Origin of the sequence: Modestobacter italicus (assembly GCF_000306785.1) — a bacterium.
Lineage (GTDB): Bacteria > Actinomycetota > Actinomycetes > Mycobacteriales > Geodermatophilaceae > Modestobacter > Modestobacter italicus.
In genome coordinates this window covers 3,526,342-3,548,359 of the sequence record NC_017955.1, presented here as the reverse complement: position 1 = coordinate 3,548,359, position 22,018 = coordinate 3,526,342, and the positions used below count along the sequence as shown (strand labels likewise).

Annotated in this window: 24 protein-coding genes; 7 read left to right on the top strand and 17 right to left on the bottom strand. The window is 74.3% G+C overall.

The window, feature by feature from the left end:
- Window positions 1-40 precede the first annotated feature (40 nt).
- From lipB to MODMU_RS16975, 3 genes are read right to left on the bottom strand one after another with little or no spacing between them, the layout of a single operon-like run.
- Window positions 41-688 carry a lipoyl(octanoyl) transferase LipB gene (lipB, locus tag MODMU_RS16985; protein WP_014741551.1) on the bottom strand — a complete coding sequence of 216 codons (648 nt, stop codon included), beginning with the start codon at window positions 686-688 and terminating at the stop codon, window positions 41-43.
- Between the two features lie 58 nt (window positions 689-746).
- Window positions 747-1,484, bottom strand: coding sequence for a Type 1 glutamine amidotransferase-like domain-containing protein (locus MODMU_RS16980; protein WP_014741550.1), 738 nt, complete (start codon window positions 1,482-1,484; stop codon window positions 747-749).
- Entirely contained in the window at window positions 1,481-2,734 is a 1,254-nt protein-coding gene (locus MODMU_RS16975) for a protoporphyrinogen/coproporphyrinogen oxidase (RefSeq protein ID WP_014741549.1), read from the bottom strand. Before MODMU_RS16975 ends, MODMU_RS16980 begins: the two co-directional genes overlap by 4 nt.
- Window positions 2,735-2,853: 119 nt before the next feature.
- Between MODMU_RS16975 and MODMU_RS16970 the strand changes: the two genes are divergently transcribed.
- Window positions 2,854-4,563, top strand: coding sequence for a serine/threonine-protein kinase (locus tag MODMU_RS16970; RefSeq protein ID WP_014741548.1), 1,710 nt, complete (start codon window positions 2,854-2,856; stop codon window positions 4,561-4,563).
- Between the two features lie 4 nt (window positions 4,564-4,567).
- On the opposite strand, the gene MODMU_RS16965 is transcribed toward MODMU_RS16970, so the two are convergent.
- The 3 genes from MODMU_RS16965 to lpdA all read right to left on the bottom strand — a co-directional run bounded on the left by MODMU_RS16965 (window position 4,568) and on the right by lpdA (window position 8,885).
- The gene (locus tag MODMU_RS16965; protein ID WP_014741547.1) at window positions 4,568-5,470 is read right to left on the bottom strand and encodes a TIGR01777 family oxidoreductase; all 903 of its coding nucleotides are present in this window, start codon (window positions 5,468-5,470) and stop codon (window positions 4,568-4,570) included.
- Between the two features lie 100 nt (window positions 5,471-5,570).
- A complete protein-coding gene (gene sucB, locus MODMU_RS16960) occupies window positions 5,571-7,442 on the bottom strand; it encodes a 2-oxoglutarate dehydrogenase, E2 component, dihydrolipoamide succinyltransferase (RefSeq protein WP_014741546.1) in 1,872 nt (623 codons plus the stop codon).
- 63 nt (window positions 7,443-7,505) lie between these two features.
- Complete coding sequence (gene lpdA / locus MODMU_RS16955) at window positions 7,506-8,885, bottom strand: dihydrolipoyl dehydrogenase (protein ID WP_014741545.1); 1,380 nt, start codon at window positions 8,883-8,885, stop codon at window positions 7,506-7,508.
- Window positions 8,886-9,042: 157 nt separating this feature from the next.
- Here lpdA and MODMU_RS16950 point away from each other — a divergent pair, with 157 nt between their 5' ends.
- A complete protein-coding gene (locus MODMU_RS16950) occupies window positions 9,043-9,411 on the top strand; it encodes a hypothetical protein (RefSeq protein ID WP_014741544.1) in 369 nt (122 codons plus the stop codon).
- Between the two features lie 27 nt (window positions 9,412-9,438).
- Here MODMU_RS16950 and MODMU_RS16945 read toward each other — a convergent pair whose 3' ends face one another.
- A complete protein-coding gene (locus tag MODMU_RS16945) occupies window positions 9,439-10,953 on the bottom strand; it encodes a leucyl aminopeptidase (RefSeq protein ID WP_014741543.1) in 1,515 nt (504 codons plus the stop codon).
- Window positions 10,954-11,043: 90 nt separating this feature from the next.
- On the opposite strand from MODMU_RS16945, the gene gcvT reads away from it, so the two are divergent.
- The gene (gene gcvT, locus MODMU_RS16940) at window positions 11,044-12,186 is read left to right on the top strand and encodes a glycine cleavage system aminomethyltransferase GcvT (protein WP_014741542.1); all 1,143 of its coding nucleotides are present in this window, start codon (window positions 11,044-11,046) and stop codon (window positions 12,184-12,186) included.
- Window positions 12,187-12,219: 33 nt separating this feature from the next.
- On the opposite strand, the gene MODMU_RS16935 is transcribed toward gcvT, so the two are convergent.
- From MODMU_RS16935 to MODMU_RS16925, 3 genes are read right to left on the bottom strand one after another with little or no spacing between them, the layout of a single operon-like run.
- On the bottom strand, window positions 12,220-13,395 hold the full coding sequence (locus MODMU_RS16935) for a YihY/virulence factor BrkB family protein (protein WP_014741541.1): 1,176 nt from the start codon (window positions 13,393-13,395) through the stop codon (window positions 12,220-12,222).
- A 44-nt stretch (window positions 13,396-13,439) separates the two neighbouring features.
- Window positions 13,440-13,712 carry a DUF4235 domain-containing protein gene (locus MODMU_RS16930; protein WP_014741540.1) on the bottom strand — a complete coding sequence of 91 codons (273 nt, stop codon included), beginning with the start codon at window positions 13,710-13,712 and terminating at the stop codon, window positions 13,440-13,442.
- The gene (locus MODMU_RS16925; protein WP_014741539.1) at window positions 13,709-13,966 is read right to left on the bottom strand and encodes a DUF3618 domain-containing protein; all 258 of its coding nucleotides are present in this window, start codon (window positions 13,964-13,966) and stop codon (window positions 13,709-13,711) included. The genes MODMU_RS16930 and MODMU_RS16925 overlap by 4 nt, the downstream gene beginning before the upstream one ends.
- A gap of 156 nt (window positions 13,967-14,122) precedes the next feature.
- On the opposite strand from MODMU_RS16925, the gene MODMU_RS16920 reads away from it, so the two are divergent.
- A complete protein-coding gene (locus MODMU_RS16920) occupies window positions 14,123-14,335 on the top strand; it encodes a hypothetical protein (RefSeq protein WP_014741538.1) in 213 nt (70 codons plus the stop codon).
- Between the two features lie 25 nt (window positions 14,336-14,360).
- Here the strand turns inward: MODMU_RS16920 and MODMU_RS16915 are convergent, their stop codons facing one another.
- Together MODMU_RS16915 and MODMU_RS16910 are read right to left on the bottom strand one after the other, a co-directional pair.
- On the bottom strand, window positions 14,361-15,344 hold the full coding sequence (locus MODMU_RS16915) for an aldo/keto reductase family protein (protein ID WP_014741537.1): 984 nt from the start codon (window positions 15,342-15,344) through the stop codon (window positions 14,361-14,363).
- A gap of 61 nt (window positions 15,345-15,405) precedes the next feature.
- Window positions 15,406-16,020, bottom strand: a complete 615-nt coding sequence (locus MODMU_RS16910) for a DUF3043 domain-containing protein (RefSeq protein ID WP_014741536.1) — start codon at window positions 16,018-16,020, stop codon at window positions 15,406-15,408.
- 220 nt (window positions 16,021-16,240) lie between these two features.
- On the opposite strand from MODMU_RS16910, the gene MODMU_RS16905 reads away from it, so the two are divergent.
- Window positions 16,241-16,597, top strand: coding sequence for a HesB/IscA family protein (locus MODMU_RS16905; RefSeq protein ID WP_014741535.1), 357 nt, complete (start codon window positions 16,241-16,243; stop codon window positions 16,595-16,597).
- 119 nt (window positions 16,598-16,716) lie between these two features.
- Here MODMU_RS16905 and MODMU_RS16900 read toward each other — a convergent pair whose 3' ends face one another.
- From MODMU_RS16900 to MODMU_RS16885, 4 genes are read right to left on the bottom strand one after another with little or no spacing between them, the layout of a single operon-like run.
- Entirely contained in the window at window positions 16,717-16,962 is a 246-nt protein-coding gene (locus MODMU_RS16900; protein WP_041795367.1) for a hypothetical protein, read from the bottom strand.
- A complete protein-coding gene (gene asnB, locus MODMU_RS16895) occupies window positions 16,959-18,893 on the bottom strand; it encodes an asparagine synthase (glutamine-hydrolyzing) (protein ID WP_014741534.1) in 1,935 nt (644 codons plus the stop codon). Before asnB ends, MODMU_RS16900 begins: the two co-directional genes overlap by 4 nt.
- Window positions 18,894-18,930: 37 nt before the next feature.
- A complete protein-coding gene (locus MODMU_RS16890) occupies window positions 18,931-19,275 on the bottom strand; it encodes a DUF3817 domain-containing protein (protein ID WP_041795365.1) in 345 nt (114 codons plus the stop codon).
- Window positions 19,265-19,630 (bottom strand): metalloprotease, encoded by a 366-nt coding sequence (locus MODMU_RS16885; RefSeq protein WP_014741532.1) that lies wholly within the window; start codon window positions 19,628-19,630, stop codon window positions 19,265-19,267. The genes MODMU_RS16890 and MODMU_RS16885 overlap by 11 nt, the downstream gene beginning before the upstream one ends.
- A 296-nt stretch (window positions 19,631-19,926) precedes the next feature.
- Here MODMU_RS16885 and ctaC point away from each other — a divergent pair, with 296 nt between their 5' ends.
- A complete protein-coding gene (gene ctaC / locus MODMU_RS16880; protein ID WP_014741531.1) occupies window positions 19,927-20,814 on the top strand; it encodes an aa3-type cytochrome oxidase subunit II in 888 nt (295 codons plus the stop codon).
- Window positions 20,815-20,847: 33 nt separating this feature from the next.
- Entirely contained in the window at window positions 20,848-21,246 is a 399-nt protein-coding gene (locus MODMU_RS16875) for a cytochrome c oxidase subunit 4 (protein ID WP_014741530.1), read from the top strand.
- 87 nt (window positions 21,247-21,333) lie between these two features.
- On the opposite strand, the gene MODMU_RS16870 is transcribed toward MODMU_RS16875, so the two are convergent.
- Complete coding sequence (locus MODMU_RS16870; RefSeq protein WP_014741529.1) at window positions 21,334-22,005, bottom strand: enoyl-CoA hydratase-related protein; 672 nt, start codon at window positions 22,003-22,005, stop codon at window positions 21,334-21,336.
- Window positions 22,006-22,018 lie beyond the last annotated feature (13 nt).

Below are 22,018 nucleotides of genomic sequence, written 5' to 3'. Positions count from 1 at the left end.
GCTCAGGGCGGGCCCCTGAAGGGGGCCGGGCCGTCCCCGCTCAGGCGGGGACGGCCTGCGCTGCGGTCAGGACCTCGCGCATGGCGGCCTCGACGGCGTCGATGACCTCGGCGACCGGGACGTCGCGGCCGATCTCGGCGGTCAGCGAGGTGGCGCCGGCGTCGGGGATGCCGCACGGGACCATGTTGGAGAAGGCCGCCATGTCGGGGTCGCAGTTGAGGGCGAAGCCGTGCATGGTCACCCCGCGGGCCACCCGGACACCGATGGCGGCCACCTTGCGGTCCGGCCCCCGCTCGTCGGCGAGCACCCACACGCCGCTGCGGCCCTCGACCAGCGCGGTGGCGACACCGACGCCGGAGCACACCGCCATGAGCGCCTGCTCCATCCGGCGGACGTGCGCGACGACGTCGACCGGGTCGGGCAGGGCCACGATCGGGTAGCCGACCAGCTGGCCCGGGCCGTGCCAGGTGATCTTCCCGCCGCGGTCGACGTCGATCACCGGGGTGCCGTCGAAGGGCCGCTCGTGCGGCAGGGTCCGCTTGCCGGCGGTGTAGACGGGTGGGTGCTCCAGCAGCAGCAGCGTGTCCGGGCCGGTGCCCGCGACCCGCTCCTGGTGCAGCTGCTTCTGCCACGCCCATGCGTCCTCGTAGGGGACCGTGCCCGCCCGGACCACTCGCAGTTCGCTCACGTCCCTGAGCCTATGCCCGTCGCGCGACGCGGTCCGGGCGCCGGCGACCCGGCGGGCATCAGCGCAGCCGCCGAGGTTCGATGCGGGTCTCCACCGCCGTGCCGTCGGCGCTGCGCTCGACGCGGTAGGCGGCCTTGCCCGGCCGGTCGGCGACGGCCTCCACCAGCTCGGTCCCGCGGTAGACCAGGCCCACGCCGTCGTCGGTGGCGTACCCGGCCGGGAGCGTGCCGTCGGCGACCAGCCGGTGGTAGACCGGCCGTCGCCGGGGCTCGGAGTCGTGGTGCACGCCGTTGGAGTGCGGGAGCAGGCCCAGCCCGTCGGTCACCGGCCGCAGCCCGGGACCGAAGGAGTCGGTGGTCCCGCCGGCGTGCCAGCACAACGAGCCCGCCGACACCCCGGCCAGCACCACACCGGCCTGCCAGGCCTCGCGGAACACCTCGTCGAGGCCGTGCACCCGCCAGACGGCGAGCAGGTTGGCCACGCTGCCGCCGCCGACCCACACGACGTCCTGGGCCAGCAGGTGGGCGCGGACGTCGGCGACGGTCGGCATCGGGAACAGGCTCAGGTGGGAGGCGGCCACCTCGGGCCGCCGGGCGAAGGCCCCGTAGAAGCCGGAGACCGTGGTCGGGTCGTCCCCGGCGGCGGTGCCCAGGAAGCAGATCCGCGGGCGGTCACGGGCGCCGGCCAGCTGGAAGGCCAGGTCGAACACCGGCCCCGGGGACCAGTCGAGGGGCCCGCGGCCGCGGGAGTCGAAGCCGATGCTGGTGGCCAGCACGGTCGGCGCGGTGGCGGTCACCGGCCCTCACCGGCCACGGGCGCGGACCCACCCAGCCGGCGGAGCACCGCCCGGGCGGTGCGGGCGCCGCTGGCCATGGCGCCCTGGATCGACGGGGTGTCCCGGTGGTCACCGCAGACGAAGAGGCCACCGCCCAGGTCGACCGGACGGCGGTGCTGCAGCGGGGGAGTGGCAGCCGGCTGGGCTCCGGTCACCGTGACGCTGGTGAGGTGCTCCAGGTCAGCCTCGGCCACGTCGTGGGCCCGCGCGATCTCGGAGCGGACGTCCGCCTCCCGGGTCGGGGCCAGGGTCGAGCTGGCGACCAGCGCCCGGCCGTCGGGGCTGTAGGCGGGCTGGGCGTCGGAGACGACCACGGTGTTGACCAGCTGGCCGCCCGGCTGCCCGAGCACGATCAGCGGGCTGGGCCACGGCGAGGCCGGCAGGACGTGCAGGTGGGTGGTCACCTGGCGGGGCGCGGCGGCGTCCAGGCCCGGCACGAGGGCGGCCGCGGTGCCCGGGTCGGTGGCCACCACCACCGCGTCGGCGTCGGTCGTCCCGGCCTCCGTGCGCACCGAACCGCCGTCGACCGCCGTCACCCTGACGCCCAGGTGCAGCTGCCCGGCCGGGAGCCGGACCGCCAGCTGGCTGCCGATCGACTGCATGCCGGCGGCGGGCAGGCCGACCCGGCCGCGGACGAAGCTGCGCCAGACCAGGTCGAGGTACCTGCTGGAGGTCTCCAGGGCGTCCTCCAGCAGCACGCCGGCCAGGAAGGGCCGCAGGAAGGCCTCGAGGGCCTGCTCACCGACGCCGGCCCGGCGCAGCGACTCCTCGGCCGACCGCTCCGGGGCCGACAGCAGCCGGGGGACCGGCAGGTAGCCGGCGCGGGCGGAGAACGCGCCGAGTGCGGCCTCCCGGAGCGGGCCGCCCAGCGGCGCCCGGAGCGTGTCGACGACGGTGGTGGGGTGCCGGCGGGGGTCGACGACCCGGTGCGCGCGCCCGTCGACCCGCAGCACGGCGCCGGTCCAGAAGAAGCCCAGGTCCAGCGCCGGCAGGTCGAGGTCGGCGACCCGCGGGTAGCCGGTGTTGAGCACCTGGAACCCGCGGTCGACCAGGAAGCCGTCGATCCGGGTGGTGGACAACCGGCCGCCCGGCGCCGCGGCGGCGTCGACCACGTGGACGTCCCGGCCGGCGGCCACCAGCCGGGTGGCGACGGACAGCCCGGCGAGACCGGCGCCGACCACGACGACCTCGGCGCGGGAGGGGAGTGACATGGCCCGAACCTAGGCGGTGCGCCGGGTGCCGTCGTCCCCGGCACGAGGGGCTGTGGACGGCCCCTGCGCCTGTGGACGACGCCAGCGGGGGTGCGGCCGGTCGTCCTACCGTCCCCGGCATGCCCGCTGACCCCGGCCCTCCCGCGGCCCCCGTCGTGCCCGGCTACGTGCTCGAGGAGCTGCTCGGACGCGGCGGCTCCGGCCAGGTCTGGCGGGCCCGACCCCGCGCCGGTGGGCCACCGGTCGCGGTCAAGGTCCTCGTGCGGGGCGACGCGGCCCGGCAGGAGCGCGAGGCTGCCCTCCTCGGCGAGCTCGACCACCCCCACCTGGTCCGCCTGCACGAGGTCGTGCGGCGGGAGGTCCGGGGTGGGCCGGCGGAGGTCACGCTCGTCCTCGACCTGCTGGCCGGCGGCAGCCTGGCGGCGTTGCTGGCCCGGCGGGGGCGGCTGCGCCCCGGGGAGGTGGTCACCGCCCTGGCGCCGGTCGCGGCCGCGCTGGCGCACGCCCACGACCGGGGCGTGGTGCACGGCGACCTGTCCCCGGGGAACGTGATCTTCACGGCGGAGGGCCGCCCCGTGGTCACCGACCTCGGCACGGCGCGGCTGGTCGGCGACCGGGTGCGGGCCGAGGTCACCCCCGCCTACGTCGACCCGGTGGTGGCTCGGGGCGGCGCCCCGGGACCGGCCTCGGACGTCTTCGGGGTGGCCGCCGCGGCCTTCCACGCGCTCACCGGGATCGCACCGTGGAACGCCGCCGACCCGCGGGGCACCCTCGGGGTGGCCGCCGACGGGGAGCTCCCGGACCTGGCGCTGCTGGCACCGGAGGCCCCAGAGGAGCTCGTCCGGGTGGTCCGTCGGGGGCTGTCCCCGGAGCCGCACCGGCGCGGCTCCGCGGCGGCCTTCGCCCTGGACCTGCGGCACGCCTGCGCACCCGAGCCGGTCCGGCTGCCGGTGACCGGCGTGCCGGACACCGAGCTCGGGGCGACCGGCGCCGGGCGGCGCACGGAGCTGACCCACCAGGTCCCGGGCCGGGTCCGGGCCGCGCACGCCGCACCCGTCCCCGACGGACGGCTGGCCCGGGTCCGCGCCGGCCTGGCCGGACGGCTGGGGTCGGCGGCGGAGCTCGACGTCCGCCACCTCGCCGGTCGGCTGCTGCACCGGGCGGTCGTGGTGGCCGGTGTCCTGGTGGCCGTCGCCGCCTGCCTCGCCGGTGCGGCGTGGGCGGGCGTGAGCTGGGGCGGCGCCGGCGAGCCGGTACCGGCGGCGGAGAGCTCCGAGCGAGTCGCTGCGGGCGCGGGGTCCGCCGCGCCACCCTCCGCGCCATCCGACCAACCGCCACCGCCGGCACCCGCGGGCACCAGCGCGCCGCGGCCTGCCCCGGCGCCGGCCGACGTGCCCGTCGCCGACCGGACCGTGCGGCCGGCCGACGACGCGGGGTGGGCTGCGGTCCTCGACGAGCTGTACGCCCGGCGTGCGACGGCCTTCACCACCGGCGACGCGACGCTCCTCGCCGCGGTGTACGTGCCGGGCAGCGCACTGCTGGACCGGGACACCGCGGCCCTGCTGGCGCTGCGGGACCAGGACCGGGCGCTGCGCGGCTTCGCCCCCCGGGTCCTGCGACTGGACCAGGTCAGCGCCGGCACCGGCGGCGCCGACGGCGGGGTCGAGCTCCGGCTGGTCGACGAGCTGCCGGGCTACCGCGTGGAGCCCACCGGCACCGGCGGACCGGCCGCCACCGAGGTGCCCGCGCGCGGGGCGACCGAGGTGCGGCTGGTCGTACAGACGACGTCCGCCGGCTGGCGGATCAGCGATGCCCGGGTGGAACCGTGAGCCCTCACGGGCGCACTGCGGCCTCCAGCGCCGACACCAGGTCCGGGTGGGTGTGTGAGAACCCGGCCGTCTCCAGCACGGCCGGCACCGCGCGCTGCCCGGCGAGCACGCCCACCCGGCCCAGCTCGCCCAGCGCCAGGCGCAGCGCCGGTCCGGGGACGGTCAGCACCGCCGGTCGGTGCACCACCCCGGCGAGCGCGGCGGTGAACTCCGCGTTGGTGACCGGTGCGGGCCCGGTCAGGTTCACCGGGCCGGCGACCGGTGCGGTGAGCAGGAAGCGGATCGCGTCCACCTCGTCCCGCAGGCTGATCCAGGGCATGTACTGCCGGCCGTTGCCCAGCTTGCCGCCCAGCCCGGCCCGGAACAGCGGCAGCATCTTGCCCAGCAGCCCACCGCGGCCGAGCACGAGGCCGGTGCGCAGCGTCGCGACCCGCACGCCGGCCGCCACGGCCGGGCCGGTGGCCGCCTCCCACTCGACGCACACCCGGGCCAGGAAGTCGTCGCCGGCCGGCGCCGTCTCGTCGACGACCCGGTCACCGGTGTCGCCGTACCAGCCGACCGCCGAGGCGGACAGCAGGACGCGCTCGCGGCCGGGGTGGTCGGCCGCGGCCTGGGCCAGGGCACGGCTGACCGTCGTGGTGCTGTCCACCCGGCTGGCCAGGACGAGCTGCTTGCGCTTGGTCGTCCACGGGCGGTCGGCGACCCCGACGCCGGCCAGGTTGACCACCGCGTCGACGTCGTCGAGCAGGCCCGGCGGGATGCGGTGCAGGGCCGGTTCCCAGCGGTGCTCGTCGGCCGTCCGCGGCGTCCGGCGGACCAGCCGCAGCACGTCGTGGCCGTCGGCCTGCAGGGTGCGCACGAGCTCCGGTCCGATCAGGCCGGACGACCCGGTGACGGCGACCTTCAACGTGGGCTCCCAGGGTCGAGGTGCGGGCGCCGGAGGCGCACCGTCGGGCGGTGCAGACCACGAAGGGCCCCGGCGGACGCCGGGGCCCTTCGTCGGACGATCAGGACAGGCCGAGCTCTCCGTGGAACTGACCGGCCTCCAGCCGCTCCCGCACCGTGGTGAGGAAGCGGGCGGCGTCGGCGCCGTCGACGATCCGGTGGTCGTAGGTCAGCGCCAGGTAGACCATCGACCGGACGGCGATGACCTCACCCAGCTCCGGGTCCTGCACGACGACCGGCCGCTTCACGACCGAGCCGACGCCCAGGATCGCGACCTGCGGCTGGTTGATGATCGGGGTGTCGAACAGCGCGCCCCGGCTGCCGGTGTTGGTCAGCGTGAACGTCCCGCCGCCCAGCTCGTCGGGGGTGACCTTGTTGGCGCGGGTCCGCTCCGCGAGGTCGCCGATCTTCCGGGCGATGCCGGCCAGGCTGAGGTCCCCGGCACCCCTGATCACCGGGACGAGCAGACCGCGCTCGGTGTCGACGGCGATGCCCAGGTTCTCGCTGTCGTGGTAGGTGACCGTGCCCGCGGCCATGTCCACCGAGGAGTTCACCGCGGGGTGGGCCTTGAGCGCCTCGACGGCCGCCTTGGCGAAGAACGGCAGGAACGAGAGCTTGACGCCCTCGCGGGCGGCGAAGTCGTTCTTCACCTGGTTGCGCAGGTTGGCGATCCGGGTGACGTCGGCCTCGACCACGGTCGTCAGCTGGGCGCTGATCTCCAGGGACTCGACCATCCGCTTCGCGATGACCGTGCGCAGCCGCGACATCTTCTCGGTGCGGCCGCGCAGCGAGCTGTCCGGCGTGGCGGCCGGCGACGGCGTGGGCTGACCCGACGTCGCGGCAGCAGCCGGGGCGGCGGCCGCAGCGGGGGCGGGCTGGGCGGCCTTCTCGGCGGCGGCCAGCACGTCCTGCTTGCGGATGCGTCCGCCCACCCCGGTGCCCTCGACCGTCGCCAGGTCCACCCCGTTGTCGGCGGCGAGCCGGCGCACGAGCGGGGTCACGTAAGCGGCAGCGCCTGCGGGCGCGGTCGCCGGCGGGCTCGCCGGCGCCACGGCCTCGGCCGGCGAGGGCTGGTCGGTGGGGGACTGGGTCGGCATGGCACCGCTGGAGCCGTAGTCCGCACCGGGCTGGCCGGTGTCGGTGGTGGCCTTCACCGGGGTCGGCTGGGCCTCCTGCGCGACGGGCGCGGGCGCCTCGGTCTCCGGGGCCGACTGCTGCGGCTCGTCGGCCGGCGGCGCAGGGGTGGACGGTGCGGGGGCCGAGGCGGGCGCGGCCCCGGCGGCACCGATGACCGCGAGCTCCGCACCGACGTCGACGGTCTCGTCCTCGTTGACGGTGATCGACAGCAGCGTGCCCGACACCGGGGAGGGGATCTCGGTGTCGACCTTGTCCGTCGAGACCTCGAGCAGCGGCTCGTCGGCCGCGACCTCGTCACCGACGGCCTTCAGCCAGCGGGTGACCGTGCCCTCGGTGACGCTCTCGCCCAGCGCCGGCATGGTGACCTTGGTGCCCTCACCGCCACCCGGCGAGCCGCCGGACGGCGCGGCCGGTGCGGGCTCCTCCTGGGCAGGTGTCTCCTGCGCCGGCTCCTCCTGGGCAGGTGCGTGCTGAGTCGGCTCCTCCTGGGCGGGTGCCTCCTGCGCGGGCTCCTCCTGGGCAGGGGCCTCCTGAGCCGGGGCGCCACCGTCGCCACCGGCGTCGCCGCCGATCACGGCCAGCTCCGCACCGACCTCCACGGTCTCGTCCTCGGCGACGACGATCTTCGACAGGACGCCGGCGGCCGGGGACGGGATCTCGGTGTCCACCTTGTCCGTGGACACCTCGAGGAGTGGCTCGTCGACCTCGACCTGGTCACCCTCCTGCTTCAGCCAGCGGGTGACCGTGCCCTCGGTGACGCTCTCGCCCAGGGCGGGCATGGTGACGGACGTCGGCATCGAAGGCAGGTCTCCTCAGGTCGTGGTGGTGCTGCAGGGGGTCGTGCGGGTGGTGCGTGGGGATCAGGTGTGGGCGTGCAGCGGCTTGCCGGCCAGGACCAGCGCAGCCTCGCCGAGGGCCTCGCTGAGCGTCGGGTGCGGGTGGATGAGCTGCGCGACCTCCTCGGGCAGCGCCTCCCAGTTGTAGACGAGCTGCGCCTCGGCGATGAGGTCGCCGACCCGGCTGCCCACCATGTGCACGCCGACCACGGCACCGTCCTTGGCCCGGATGAGCTTCACGGCGCCGGCGGTCTTCAGGATGGCGGCCCGGCCGTTGCCGGCCAGGTCGTAGGTGGCGATCTCGACCTCGCCGTACCGCTCCTTGGCCTGGGCCTCGGTCAGACCCACCGAGGCGACCTCGGGCTCGGAGTAGGTGACCCGCGGGACGCCGGCGTAGTCGATCGGCACGACCGGCAGCCCGGCGAGCCGCTCGGCGACCAGGATGCCCTCGCCGAAGCCCACGTGGGCCAGCTGCAGGGTCGGCACCAGGTCGCCGACGGCGGAAATGGTCGGCACGTTGGTCTGCATGTACTCGTCGACGAGGACGAACCCGCGCTCCATGGCGACCCCGGCCTCCTCGTAGCCCAGGCCCTGGCTGACCGGACCGCGGCCGACGGCCACCAGCACCAGCTCGGCCTCGAACTCCTTGCCGTTCTGCAGGCTGACCTTCACCCCGTCGGCGGTGGTCTGGACGCTGGAGACCAGGCTGCCCAGCGAGAAGTCGATCTTGCGGCGGCGGAAGGCGCGCTCCAGCAGCTTCGAGGACGACTCGTCCTCCAGCGGCACCAGGTGCGGCAGGCCCTCGACGATGGTCACGTCGACGCCGAAGGACTTCCAGGCGCTGGCGAACTCGCAGCCGATGACCCCGCCGCCGAGGATGATCGCCGAACTGGGCACGCGGTCCAGCTGCAGCGCGTGGTCGCTGGTGATGACCCGGGTGCCGTCGATCTCGATGCCCGGCAGCGAGCGGGCGTAGGAGCCGGTGGCCAGCAGGACGTGCCGGCCCTCGTAGGTCTGGTCGCCGACCTGCACGGCGGTCGGGGAGACCAGCCGGCCCTCGCCCTCGACGATGGTGATGCCGCGGCTCTTGATCAGCCCGGTCAGGCCCTTGAAGTTCTTCGAGACGACGCCGTCCTTGTAGGCGTTCACCCCGTCCATGTCGATGCCCGACAGGGTCGACTTGACGCCGAACTGCTCGCCCTCGCGGGCGTTGTCGGCGACCTCCGCGGTGTGCAGCAGCGCCTTGGTCGGGATGCAGCCCCGGTGCAGGCAGGTGCCGCCGACCTTGTCCTTCTCGATGAGGACGACGGACATGCCGAGCTCAGCGGCGCGCAGCGCAGCGGCGTAGCCACCGGAGCCACCACCGAGGATGACCAGGTCAGCGGGGGTGGTCGGTGCGCTCACGAGTGCTCCTCAAGTGCTGGGTGGCCCGGAGGTGCCCGGGCGCGGCGATCCTGCGCCTGCCCATCCTGCCACTCCCGGGAACGGCGCGTTCGCATGCACCGTTGCTGTCGCTGGAGCGTCGCGCAGCAGGTCGCGACCCCGGGGACGGGAGCGGGACATGGGCTTGTTCGACCGGCTGCGCGGCCGAGGCGCCGGAGCGGGCCGGGGCCGCGACCGCCGGGGCACGCTCGACCGCGCCTCGGGGTCCGCCGACCTCGCCCACCTGGAGCAGTTCGTGGCCACCCGGCGCGGGGTCGAGGGGTTCGTCGAGCCGCGGACCGCGGTCACCGAGACGACGATCCTGCTGGTCGCGGCGGACGGGGAGTGGACCCGCCGGCGCATCGACGGCCCTGAGGTCGCGCGACGGCTGTCCCGGGACCTCGCGGTGCCGGTCTACGACGCGCAGGTCACCGGGTACCCGCAGCGCATGCGGGACTGGACCGCGCGGCAGAAGCAGGACGGCCGGCGTCCGCCCACCACCTCCTGACGGCCCGGACGGCGGCCGTCCCGCAGGTCACTGCGCGGCGATGAGGTCCTCGATCGTCGCCAGCAGGGTGCGCACCGGCACGCCGGTGCCGCCCTTGGGGGTGTAGCCCCACGGAGCCCCGGTGTTGTAGGCCGGCCCGGCGACGTCGATGTGCGCCCACTGCTGGCCGGCGGGGATGAACTCGGCGAGGAAGTGCCCGGCGACGAGCATGCCGCCGGAGCGGTCCGAGCCGGAGTTGGTGAAGTCCGCGGTGCTGGAGTCCAGGCTGCGGCGGAGCTCCGGCGGCAGCGGCATGGCCCACATCGGCTCGCCGCTGCGGCGGCTGGCCGTCACGACCGTGTCCCGCAGCTCCTCGCTGCCCATCACCCCCGAGGTCCGGGTGCCGAGCGCCACCAGCTGCGCGCCGGTGAGCGTGGAGGTCTCCAGCAGGTGCGCGGGGGAGTCCTCCAGCGCGCGGGTGATCGCGTCGGCGAGCACCACGCGGCCCTCCGCGTCGGTGTTGGTGATCTCGGACTTCTTGCCGTTGCGGAAGGTCACCACGTCGGCCGGGCGGTACGCGGTCCCGCTGGGCAGGTTCTCCGCGATCGGCACCGTGGCGGTGACGTCGACCGGGAGGCCGAGCTCGGCGACCAGGCAGACGGTCGCGATGACCGCCGCGGCCCCGGCCATGTCGCTCTTCATGTCCGCCATGCCGGCGGCCGGCTTGATCGAGATGCCGCCGCTGTCGAAGGTGATGCCCTTCCCGACCAGCGCGACGCTCGTCCGGGCCTTCTTGCCCCGGTACTCCAGGCGCAGCAGCCGCGGCGGGCGGGCCGAGCCGGCACCGACGGCCAGGATGCCGCCGTAGCCGCCCGCGGCCAGCGCCTTCTCGTCGAGCACCTCGACCGACAGGCCCGCCTTCTTGCCGGCGGCCGCACCGCGCGCGGCGAGCTCGGCCGGGTACAGGTCGTTCGGCGGCGTGTTGACCAGGTCGCGCACCAGGGTGACGGCGTCCGCGACGGCCCGGATCCGGGCCAGCGGCGCCTTCGCGGCGCCGGTGTCGGGAACGACGAGCTGATAGGACGCCGGCGGGGTGGGCCGCCCCGCGGGGAGGTCGGACTTGTAGGCGGTGAACTCGTAGGCGCCCAGCAGCGCGCCCTCGCCGACCGCGTGCAGCCGCTCGGCGTCCGGCGCCCCGCCGACCGCCGCGAGCAGGGTGACGACCGCGCTGCGCCCGGTGAGCGCCCGGCTGGCGGCCCCCGCGGCGCGGCGCACCGCCTCCGGCGCGTACCCGCCGTCGGGCAGCGGAGCGCCGAGGCCGGCGACCGCGACCACCGGGAAGGGCCCCTGGCCGAAGGTGGGCAGCCGGGTGACCTCGTCCTCGCCGCCCTTGGCGCCGAGGTCGGCCAGCGCCGCCAGCAGCCGCCCGCCGAGCAGCCGGTCGACCGCGTCGGCACCCGGGGTGCTGAGCAGCCCGTCGGGTCCCTTGCCCACGCCGACGACGACGGCGTCGGCGGAGAGCTTCTCGAGCGGGCGGTCGGTGGCGGAGATCGTCGGCGGCACGCGGTGATCCTAGACAAAGGGCCCCCTTGCCCCCCGGACCTCGTAAGCTCGGCCCGGGACCCTGCAAGGGGGCCGATAGCGTGTCCTCCCGTGAGCCCGCTGATCTCCCCGCTGCACGACCGCCACGAGGCCGCCGGGGCCAAGTTCGCCGACTTCGGCGGGTGGTCCATGCCGATCGAGTACGCCGGCGGGGGAGTGCTCGCCGAGCACACCGCGGTCCGCGAGGGGGTCGGCCTGTTCGACGTCTCCCACCTCGGGACGGCGACGGTCCGGGGCCCCGGGGCGGCGGAGTACGTGAACGCCTGCCTGACCAACGACCTGGCCCGGATCGGCCCGGGGCAGGCGCAGTACACGCTGTGCTGCGTCCCCGACGGCGAGCCCGGGGCCGGCGGCGTGGTGGACGACCTGATCGTCTACCTGCACGGCCCGGACGACGTCCTGCTCGTGCCCAACGCCGCCAACGCCGCCGCCGTCCTGGCCCGGCTCACCGCCGGCGCACCGGCCGGGGTATCGGTCACCGACCGGCACACCGAGGTCGCCGTCCTGGCGCTGCAGGGTCCCCGGTCGGCGGAGGTGCTCGCCGCCGTCGGGCTGCCCGGGGAGCTGGACTACATGGCCTTCGCCGAGACGCCCGGCTCGGCCGGCGACGAGGTCACCGTCTGCCGCACCGGCTACACCGGCGAGCACGGCTACGAGCTGCTGGTCGCCGCCGACCGGGCGGGCCGGCTCTGGGACGCGCTGCTCGCGGCCGGTGGACCCGAGCAGATCCGGCCGTGCGGCCTCGGCGCCCGGGACACGCTGCGCACCGAGATGGGCTACCCGCTGCACGGCCACGAGCTGTCCCTCGACATCACCCCCAACCAGGCCCGCTCCGGCTGGGCGGTGGGCTGGCAGAAGAGCGGCTTCTGGGGCCGCGAGGCGCTGGTGGCGGAGAAGGTGGCCGGCCCGGCGAGGCAGCTGTGGGGCCTGCAGGCACCCGGCCGGGGCATCCCGCGCCCCGGCATGAGCGTGCTGGCCGCCGACGGTGCGGTGGTCGGCGAGGTCACCAGCGGGACGTTCTCGCCGACGCTGCGCACCGGCATCGCGCTGGCGCTGCTGGACACCGCGGCCGGCCTCGGCGAGGGGGCCGAGGTCGCCGTCGACGTCCGCGGGCGGCCGCAGCCGGTCGTCGTCCGCCGGCCGCCGTTCGTGCCCTCGCACACGAAGGACCCCCTGCCCCCCGCCACTCGCTAGCTCGGCGGGACCCTGCAGGGGGCCGGCAAGGCCTCAAGCCTTCTGCTTGGACTCCTTGGTCGGGGTCGGCGGGTCGGGGAGCTCGTCGGCCATGGTGGCGTCGCGCTTGCCCATCGGCTGCGGCTCGCCCTCGGTGGTGTCCGCCGCCGTCTGGTGCTCGGCCTCGGAGTTGATCTCCGCGCCCAGCAGGACGAGGAACACGGTCAGCTGCAACCACAGCATCAGCACGATGACCCCGGCGATCGCCCCGTACGTCTTGTCGTAGGACCCGAAGTTGTTGACGTAGAGGCTGAACAGCAGGCTGACCAGGGCCCACAGGAGGGTCACGACGATCGAGCCGAGGCTGACCCAGCGGAACTTCGGCGCGTCCCGGTCGGGGGCCACCCGGTAGAGGATCGACAGCGCGCCGGCCATCACCCCGAGCAGCAGCCCCCAACGCACGACCTGGGCCAGGATCGTCCCGACGACCCCCAGCGGCAGCGCCTCCAGCAGCGCCGGGACGACGGCGATCAGGGTGATGGTGAGCAGCACGAAGACGATCGCGCCGAAGGTCAGCCCCAGGGCCAGGGCCTTGCGCTTGATGAAGCTGCGGGTCTCCACCTCGTCGTAGGCGAGGTTGACCGCGGTGATCAGGTTGCCCGTGCCGCCTGCCGCGCTCCACAGCGCCGCGAGGATCGAGATGATGAAGCTGACCGTGAGCGCGCCGCCGCTGTTCTCGGTGATGGCGGTCAGCTGGTCGGCGATCAGCGTCTGCGCCTCCGCCGGCAGCTGGTCCGACAGCGACTGGATCTGCCGGGCGACGGTCTCCGGTGAGGCCACCAGGCCGTACAGCGAGATCGTGGCGATCAGCGCGGGGAAGAGCGCCAGGAAGGCGAAGAACGCCACGCCGGCCCCGATGATGGGCATGTTGTCGGCGCTGTTCTCCGCCCACGCCCGCTTGACGATCTGCTTCCAGCCGCTCGCCGGGATCTGCGTGGGCTTCTCCGCGTGCACGCCCGGGAGCTCGGCCTCGCTGGGCACCTCCGGCGCCGGCCGCGCGGCCTCCCGCTCTTCGGTCGCCAGCACGGTCGACGAGGTGGCGCCGTCGCGGGGGAGCGGGTCGTCCGACCGGTCCTCGACCGCGCGGGCGGCCGCACGTCGCGCGGCCTTCTCCTGGACCCGCTGCTGGATTCGCTCCACGGCACTCTGCGGTCGCTGGGTGTCGGCCATCGTGCTGGTCCTCGTCTCGCGGTGGTGAGCGGGGTGGGTGGGGGTCAGTCGCCCGGCCAGGCGCCGGTCAGCTTGGTGAAACCGCGAGCGCCCCCCCGGCTGACGAGCGCCTTGACGACGGCGACGATCGCGCCGCGGAGCGCCGAGGCCAGCAGGATCTCGCGCAGCCGGTACTCGCTCTGCATCGCGGTCGGGGCGTCGTCGGCCCTCGCGACCTTCTTCCAGACCAGCTGGAACAGGGTCGCGGCGATCGAGCTGGCCACGAGGCTCCCGATCAGCCCGATCGGGCGGTAGGCGATCTTCGCGCCCTTGCTCATCGCTTCTTCCTCCAGACGACGATGCCCACGGCGACCGCGACCAGGGCCGCGAGGGCCCCGAGCACGACCGGCGGGTTCTCCCGGTAGGTCTCCACCGCGGTGTCCCGGGTCCGCAGCGCGCGCTCCCTGGCGCGGGTGGGCACGTCCAGCCGGTGGGCGAGCTCGTCGACCGTGCGACCGAGCTGCTCACGGGTGGCCTCGATGTCGGCGCGGATCGCCTCTGCGTCGGGCGGCCCGTCGGCGGGACCGGTCACCGGGACACCAGCTGGCTCATGGGTCCTCCGCGTGCTCGGGGGAACGGGTGCGACGCGAGCGCGCCGACCCTCCCATGCCCCGTTCTCCGCACCGGGTAAACCAAGATCGCCGCGCCTGGGACTGCTCGGCGGTCCGATGATCGCTAGCCTCGCCCCATGGGCTGGACCTGGCAGCTGGAAGACCCCACCGGGGCGACGGTCGATCCCGCCTCGCTCGGCGTGGAGGTGCCCGAGTGCGACAACCAGGGCGACGCGGAGTCCTGGCTGGGGGAGGCCTGGCGCGACCTGCTCGAACGCGGGATCGCCACGGTCACCCTCCAGCAGGACGGCGAGCGGGTGTACGGCCCGATGGGCCTGGCGGCGACGTAGCGCCACCGGGCCCACCGGCCCTGCGTCAGCCGCGGGAGGTCTTGGCCGGGTCGCGCTCCACGACGTCGCCGAGCGCCTCGTCGATGCGGGTCATCACCTCGGCCGGCAGCTCGACGCCGGCCGCCTTGACGTTGTCGTGCACCTGCTCGGGACGGCTGGCTCCGATGATCGCGGCGGCGACGTTCCGGTTCTGCAGCACCCAGGCCACCGCCAGCTGCGCCATCGACAGCCCGAGCTCGTCGGCGATCGGCCGCAGCTGCTGCACCCGGGTGAGGACGTCGTCGGTCAGGTAGCCCTTCATCGAGCCGCCGACGGTGGCGTGCCCGCCGCGGCTGTCGGCCGGCGGCTGCTGCCCGGGCAGGTACTTGCCGGTCAGCACGCCCTGGGCCAGCGGCGACCAGACGATCTGCGACAGGCCCTCCTTCTCGGAGGTCGGCACCACCTCGGACTCGATGACCCGCCAGAGCATCGAGTACTGCGGCTGGTTGCTGATCAGCTGGACCTTCAGCTCCCGGGCCAGCTCCGCGGCGGCCGCGATCTCCTCCGCGCGCCACTCGGAGACGCCCAGGTAGAGCACCTTGCCCTGCCGGACCAGGTCGGCGAAGGCGGTCATCGTCTCCTCCAGCGGCACCGAGGAGTCGTAGCGGTGCGCCTGGTAGAGGTCGACGTAGTCGGTCTGCAGCCGCTTCAGCGAGGCGTTGCAGCTCTCGGTGATGTGCTTGCGGGACAGGCCGCGGTCGTTCGCGCCCGGCCCGGTCGGCCAGTAGACCTTGGTGAAGACCTCCAGGCCCTCCCGGCGCTCACCGGCGAGCGCCCGCCCGAGCACCGACTCGGCCTTGGTGCCGGCGTAGACGTCGGCGGTGTCGAAGGTGGTGATCCCCACGTCGAGGGCGGCCCGCACGCAGGCGTGCGCGGCGTCCTCCTCGACCTGGCTGCCGTGGGTCAGCCAGTTGCCGTAGGCGATCTCGGAGATGGTGAGGCCGGAGCGGCCGAGGCGTCGTGTCTGCACGCTCGAGACGCTAGTCGTCAGCCTGGCTAAGCACCGGACGGCCCGGCCCGGGGGAGGGGTCCTACACCTCCGCGCCGAGCGCGACCTGGGGCTTGGGGAAGCGCCAGCGGCGGATCATCGTCGCCCGGCTCACCCCGTACCAGATCAGCGAGCGCATCGACTCCTTGTGGTTCGGGAACCGCTCGAGGACGACCCGCTTGATCCGCCGGCCGAGCACGAAGGAGTCGGCGATGATCACCAGGAAGAAGGCGAACCACACGAACACCGTGTAGCCCTGCACCGCCGGGTTGGGGATGAAGTAGCCGATCAGCACCAGGGCCGCGACGACCAAGAAGAAGCTGCCGGCGTTGCGCCGGGCGTCGACGAGGTCGCGGACCAGGCGGCGCACCGGGCCGCGGTCGCGGGCGGGCAGTGCGCTGTCGTCACCGCGGGCGGCGGCCTCCCGGGCGCTGCCGCGGCCGCTGGCCTGCTGCTCGCGTTGCCGCTTGAAGGCCTCCTTGCGCGTGGTGGGCGGCGGCGGGACCGGCCCGGAGCGGCGGCCCTGCGCCTCGGCGCGCTTGGGGGTTGGCCGGCCCTTGCCCGTCGTGCCGACCGCCGTCGCCCCGTGGGCGGTCACGACGGTGGCGGTGTCCGGCGTCGGGTCGGCGGGACGGCGGCCGGGCAGGCGGAGCTTCACGGACGTGGAGTCTACGTGCCCACCGGCCCCCTCCGGCGCTGGTCGCGGGGCCCGCGTCCTCCCCAGGAGTGGGCTGCGTGCTCCCCTTCCCCCGGACCCGCGCCGTACAGTGGGAAGCAGCTCCGCCACGGCGGTGTTGAGCGCCAGTGATGGCCGGCCAGAGGAGTGCGCTCCCGCGGGCGGCCGAGCAGGACACCCTCGAGTGTGGGAGGACCACAACATGACCGTGCAGGACACGCAGGCCCCCGGCGCCACGGGCGTCATCCTCAGCGACCCCGCCGCGTCGAAGGTGAAGACGCTGCTGGAGCAGGAGGGTCGCGACGACCTGCGCCTGCGGATCGCGGTGCAGCCCGGCGGTTGCTCGGGCCTCCGCTACCAGCTCTTCTTCGACGAGCGCTTCCTCGACGGCGACCAGACCTACGAGTTCGGTGGCGTCGAGGTCATCGTCGACCGGATGAGCGGCCCCTACCTCGGCGGCGCGACGATCGACTTCGTCGACACCATCGAGAAGCAGGGCTTCACCATCGACAACCCGAACGCCGGCGGCTCCTGCGCCTGCGGGGACTCGTTCCACTGAGGAAACACCCCCTGCCCCCCACCACTCGCCAGCTCGCGGCGGGGCCCTGCAGGGGGCCGGCCTTCGGCCTGTGACGTAGAGCGCCCGGTACCTCGACGAGGTACCGGGCGCTGTCGCGTTCAGCGGTCGGGCTGCGGGTCCGACGGGATGGGGACGGGCACGCCGCCGGGCGGCGACAGGGTGCTCTCGGGGGAGGAGCTGACCGTCGTCCGGGGTGAGATCGGCGGCGGGGTCCGTGCGGACGACGGCGCGGCGGACGGCGCCGTGGTGGGCGCCGGGCTCGGTTCGTCGCCGCCCGAGCAGCCGGCGAGCAGCACCACGGCCAGCAGGCCGGCGACCGCGCCGCCGGCCCGCCGTCGGGTCACAGCCGGACCGGGTAGACCGGCTCCGGGACCTCGGGGTGGATCCGCTCCTCGACGAAGATGCCGTGCCAGATCATGAAGACGAGCACCTCCCATACCTGCCGGGCGATCCGCTTGCTGGGCACCTCGGCCTGGGCCAGCCGCTCCAGCAGGCCGAGCACGTGGTCGCGGTCGAGCCACTCGTCGGTCTGGCTGTCCTTGACGATCGTCTGCGCCCAGTCGTGCAACGGGCCGGCCAGGAACTCCGCCGTCGGCACCGGGAAGCCGAGCTTGCGGCGGTTCATGATCTTCGGCGGCACGATCTGGCGCATGGCCTGCCGGAGCGCGAACTTGGTCGCGTCGCCGCGGCGGGGGACCCGCATCTCCAGCGGCAGGCTGCTGGCGAGGGCGAACACCTCGGGGTCGAGGAACGGCACCCGCAGCTCCAGCGAGTTGGCCATCGTCATCTTGTCGGCCTTGACCAGGATGTCGCCGCGCAACCAGGTGAACAGGTCGACGTACTGCATCGCCGTCACGTCGTCGTAGCCGGCCTCCCGGGTCTGCCGGTACAGCGCCTCGGTGACCGTCACGTGCGACAGGTCCGGGTCGCGGCCGGGCAGCAGCTGGGCGAGCTCGTCGGCGTTGAGGTTGCGGGCGTTGCCGTAGTACCGCTCCTCCAGCGGGATCGACGCGCGGCGCAGCAGGTCCTGGCCGCGGACGCCCTCGGGAACCAGCCGGGACAGCCGGCCCAGCGCCTGCCTGCCCACCGCGGGCAGCTTCGACGCCCACGCCAGGCTCAGCGGCTCGCGGTAGATCGTGTAGCCGCCGAAGAGCTCATCGGCCCCCTCGCCGGAGAGCACGACCTTGACGTGCTTGCGCGCCTCGCGGGCCACGAAGTACAGCGGCACCAGCGCCGGGTCGGCGACCGGGTCGTCCAGGTACCAGACCACCGTCGGGATCGCTTCGGCGAACTCCTCGGCGGTCACCTCGACCGGCACGTGCCGGACGCCCAGGATGGCGGCGGACTCCGCGGCGATCTCGACCTCGGAGGTGGCCTCGCGCTGGAACCCGACGGTGAAGGTCACCAGGTCCCGGTTGTACTTGTGCGCCAGCGCCGCGATCGCCGTCGAGTCGATGCCGCTGGACAGGAACGACCCGACGGTCACGTCCGCGCGCATGTGCTTGGCGACCGAGTCGTCGAGGACCTCGGCGATCCGGTCGTAGAGCGCCTGCTCCTGCCCCGGGGCCACCGGCCGGCTGTCGAACCGGGGGTGGAACCAGCGGGCGGTGTGCAGCTCGCCGTCGACGACGGTGAAGCTGGTGCCGCTCTCGATCCGCCGGATGCCCCGGTGCAGGGTCGCCGGCTCCGGCACGTACTGCAGGGTCAGGTAGTGCTGCAGCGAGGCCGCGTCGACCCCGCCGGCCGCGTCGCTGCCGCCCAGCAGCTCCAGCAGCGCCTTCTTCTCCGAGCTGAAGACCAGCCCGCCGTCGGCCAGCCGCGCGGTGAACAGCGGCTTGATGCCGAAGGCGTCCCGGGCGCCGAACGCCGTCCCGGTCTGGCTGTCCCAGATCACGAAGGCGAACATGCCGCGCAGCCGCGGGACCACCGCCTCGCCCCACAGGTGGTACCCGGCGACGATCGCCTCGGTGTCGCCCTCGGTCGCGAAGGTCGCGCCAGCGGCCTTGAGCTCCTCGCGGAGCTCCAGGTAGTTGTAGATCTCGCCGTTGAAGACGATCCGGTAGCGGTCACCGGCGTAGGGCATCGGCTGCGGGCTGCCCTCGATGTCGATGAACGCCAGCCGGTTGAACCCGAGGACGGCGTGCGGGTCGGACCACACCTCCCGGTCGTCCGGGCCGCGGTGGCGCAGGCAGCGCAGCGCGTGCTGCACCCCCGCGACCGTCTGCTCGTCGACCCGTTCGGCGTCGGTGGACAGGTAGGCCAGCAGACCGCACATGCGGGAGGGCTCCAGGAGGTCGGTTGCGGGGGAGGGATCAGAGCGGCTGGCCGGCGCGCACCCGGAGGGAGACCCGGCGCTCGGCCCAGAAGGAGACGAAGGGGACCACGCCGGCGAGCAGCACCAGGACGGTGCCCTTGGCCGTGAAGCGGGCCTTCAGCGCCAGGTCGAAGGCGGCCACCAGGTAGACGATGTAGAGGAACCCGTGCAGCGGCGAGACGACCGCGGACACCTCCGGCACGCCGGCGGCGTAGCGCAGCGGCACCGCGACGAACACGAGCACCAGCAGCATGACGCCGACGACGTAGGCCATCACGCGGTAGCGGGTCAGCGCGCCGGCCACCCTCGGCGGGAGGGAGACCGTGTCCGGCTCAGCGGCCACCGTTCACCTGCTGCCCCAGGGCCTTGGCGTTCAGCTCGGCCAGGTAGGCGTTGTAGGCGGCCAGCTCCGGGTCGCCCGTGGTGTCGATCCGCGGGCGCTGGTAGAGCACCACGGCGGCGCCGGGCTCGCCCTCGTTCGGGTCCCGGCGGAGCTCGTCCCGGACCATCCGCAGGTAGAAGCCCAGGCCCATGAAGCCGTACAGCGGCCACTGCAGTGCGTAGCTCCAGTTGACCGCGCCGCCGCCGTCCTCGGCCTTGCCCAGCTGCCAGTGACCGAGGAAGAAGGTCGCGACGAACAGTGCCAGGACCAGCAGGTGCAGCAGCACCCAGCGCCAGGTCAGGAGGCGTCGGTACACGCCCACGACTGTAGCCGCCGGCCCGTGGCGGGTGCCGTCGTCCGACCCCGGGGCGGCCGGTGCGGCGTCCGCCACACGCCCCGTCACCTGGGCGGACGGCCACCTGTCGGCACGCCGACCCGCCGGGCCGGGGGCGACCCGCCGGGCTGCTCCTCCCGCCCCCGGGACGACAGGCGCGGTCGGCTAGTCTCGGCGAGACTGTGGTCGGGGTCGGTAGAACCTGTCGGGCGACCGACGAGGCCCCACCGGTGAGACCGCGTGGTGCCGCCATGCGGGGGATGAGGAGGCAGCGGGCAGTGGCTCGACGCAGCAAGCCGGCGCAGGTCGCCGGGCTCGGTCTCCTGGGGGCGCTGACGCTCAGCGGGTGTGACGTCCGAGGCAGTTGGCTCAGCTGGGGGTGGCCCGAGGGCATCACCGACGAGGCCCGGCGGATGCACGACCTGTGGATCGGCTCCACCATCGCCGCCCTCGTGGTCGGCATCGCGGTGTGGCTCCTCATCGCCTACGCGGCGATCAGGTACCGCAAGCGCAAGGGCAGCGACGAGGAGCTGCCCCGGCAGACGGCCTACAACCTGCCGCTCGAGGTCGTCTACACGATCATCCCGTTCGTCATCATCGCGGTGCTGTTCTTCTTCACCGTGAGCACGCAGAACCGGGTGATGCAGCGCAGCGACGACCCGGACGTGACCGTCGCGGTCAACGCGTTCAAGTGGAACTGGCAGTTCGTCTACCCCGACACCACCGACGACAACGGCGGCGAGCCGGTGTCCACCGTGGGTGACACGGACGAGGTGCCGATCCTGGTCGTCCCGACCGGCGAGACGATCCGCTTCGAGGTCGCCTCGGCCGACGTCATCCACTCCTTCTGGGTGCCGGAGTTCCTCTTCAAGCTCGACGTCATCCCCGGCAACGAGAACGGTCGGGACAACGTCTTCGAGGTGACCGTCCGCGAGGAGGGCGCCTTCGTGGGCCGCTGCGCCGAGCTGTGCGGCACCTACCACGCGTTCATGAACTTCGAGGTCCGGTCGGTGAGCCCGGCGGACTTCGAGTCCTACTTGAGCGCCCGCGAGTCGGGTCTGTCGACCTACGACGCCCTGGAGAGCATCGGCCAGCCCGGTTCCTCGGTGTCCACCGAGCCGTTCAAGGGCGACCGCGAGCAGGCCTCGGCGGCCTCGAGTGACTGACCCGATCACCCCGCAGCACCTGGAGGACCGGCCGTGAAGGTCGAAGCACTCATCTTCAACTTGATCGCGGTGTTCTGCATCGCCGCGGCCGTGGTCTACGGCTTCTGGGCCCAGGAGCCGATCGGCACCACGGCGCTGGCGCTGTCCGCCGGCCTGACCGCGCTGATCGGCGGGTTCTTCTGGTTCGTCAGCCGACTCATCGACGCCCGCCCCGAGGACTCCAAGGACGCCGAGATCGCCGACGGCGCCGGCGAGCTGGGCTTCTTCAGCCCGGGCAGCTACTGGCCCTTCGGTCTGGCGCTCTCGGCCGGCCTGATGGGTCTGGCGCTGGCGTTCTACTACCCGTGGCTGATCGCCATCGCGGGCGCCGCCCTGCTGCTCACCATCGGCGGGCTGCTCTTCGAGTACTACGTCGGGCAGAACGCCCACTGACACCGGTTCCACCCCACACGCACGTCGGGGCCCCTCCCACCTTGGGAGGAGCCCCGACGTGCGTCTGGGGGCCGGTGCCGGGGTGGGTCAGGCCCGGGGGTCGGTGTGGTCGCGCAGCAGGTCGAGGACCGGGCGGTACATCCGGTCCTTGATCGTGGCCAGGGTGGTGCCCGCCGTGCCGGCCTGGGCGGCGGCCAGCTCCAGTGCGGTGGCGCGGACGGCGTCCGCCGGGACGGCGTGGTCGACGATGCCGGCGGCGAGCGCGTCGTCGCCGCCATAGCGGCGCGCCGTGGTCATCGCCACGTGGGCGGTCTGCGGCGCCAGCCGGGCCTGGATGAGCGCGGACATGCCGGGGGTGAACGGCATGCCGATGTCGGCCTCGGGCAGGCACCAGAACCCGCGGTCGGCGCGCATCACCCGGAGGTCGTGGGCGAGGGAGAGCATCGCCGCGGCGGCGAAGGTGTGACCCTGCAGCGCGGCGACCGTGACCACCGGCAGGGACAGCACCCGGGCCAGCAGCGCATGGACGTCGGCCAGGTAGCCCTCGTGCTGGTCGGGGTGCGCGCCCAGCCAGTCGAGGTCCAGGCCGTTGGAGAAGAACTTGCCGGTCGCGGTGGTCACCAGCGCGCGGGGCCCGTCGGCGCCCTCGACCTCGTCCAGGGCGGCGCCGACCGCGCTCAGCCAGTCGGGGTGGAAGCGGTTCTCGGTGTCGCCGAGGTCGAGGACGAACACGTCGCCGGAGCGCTCGAGGGTGGGCATGCGGGCTCCTGGG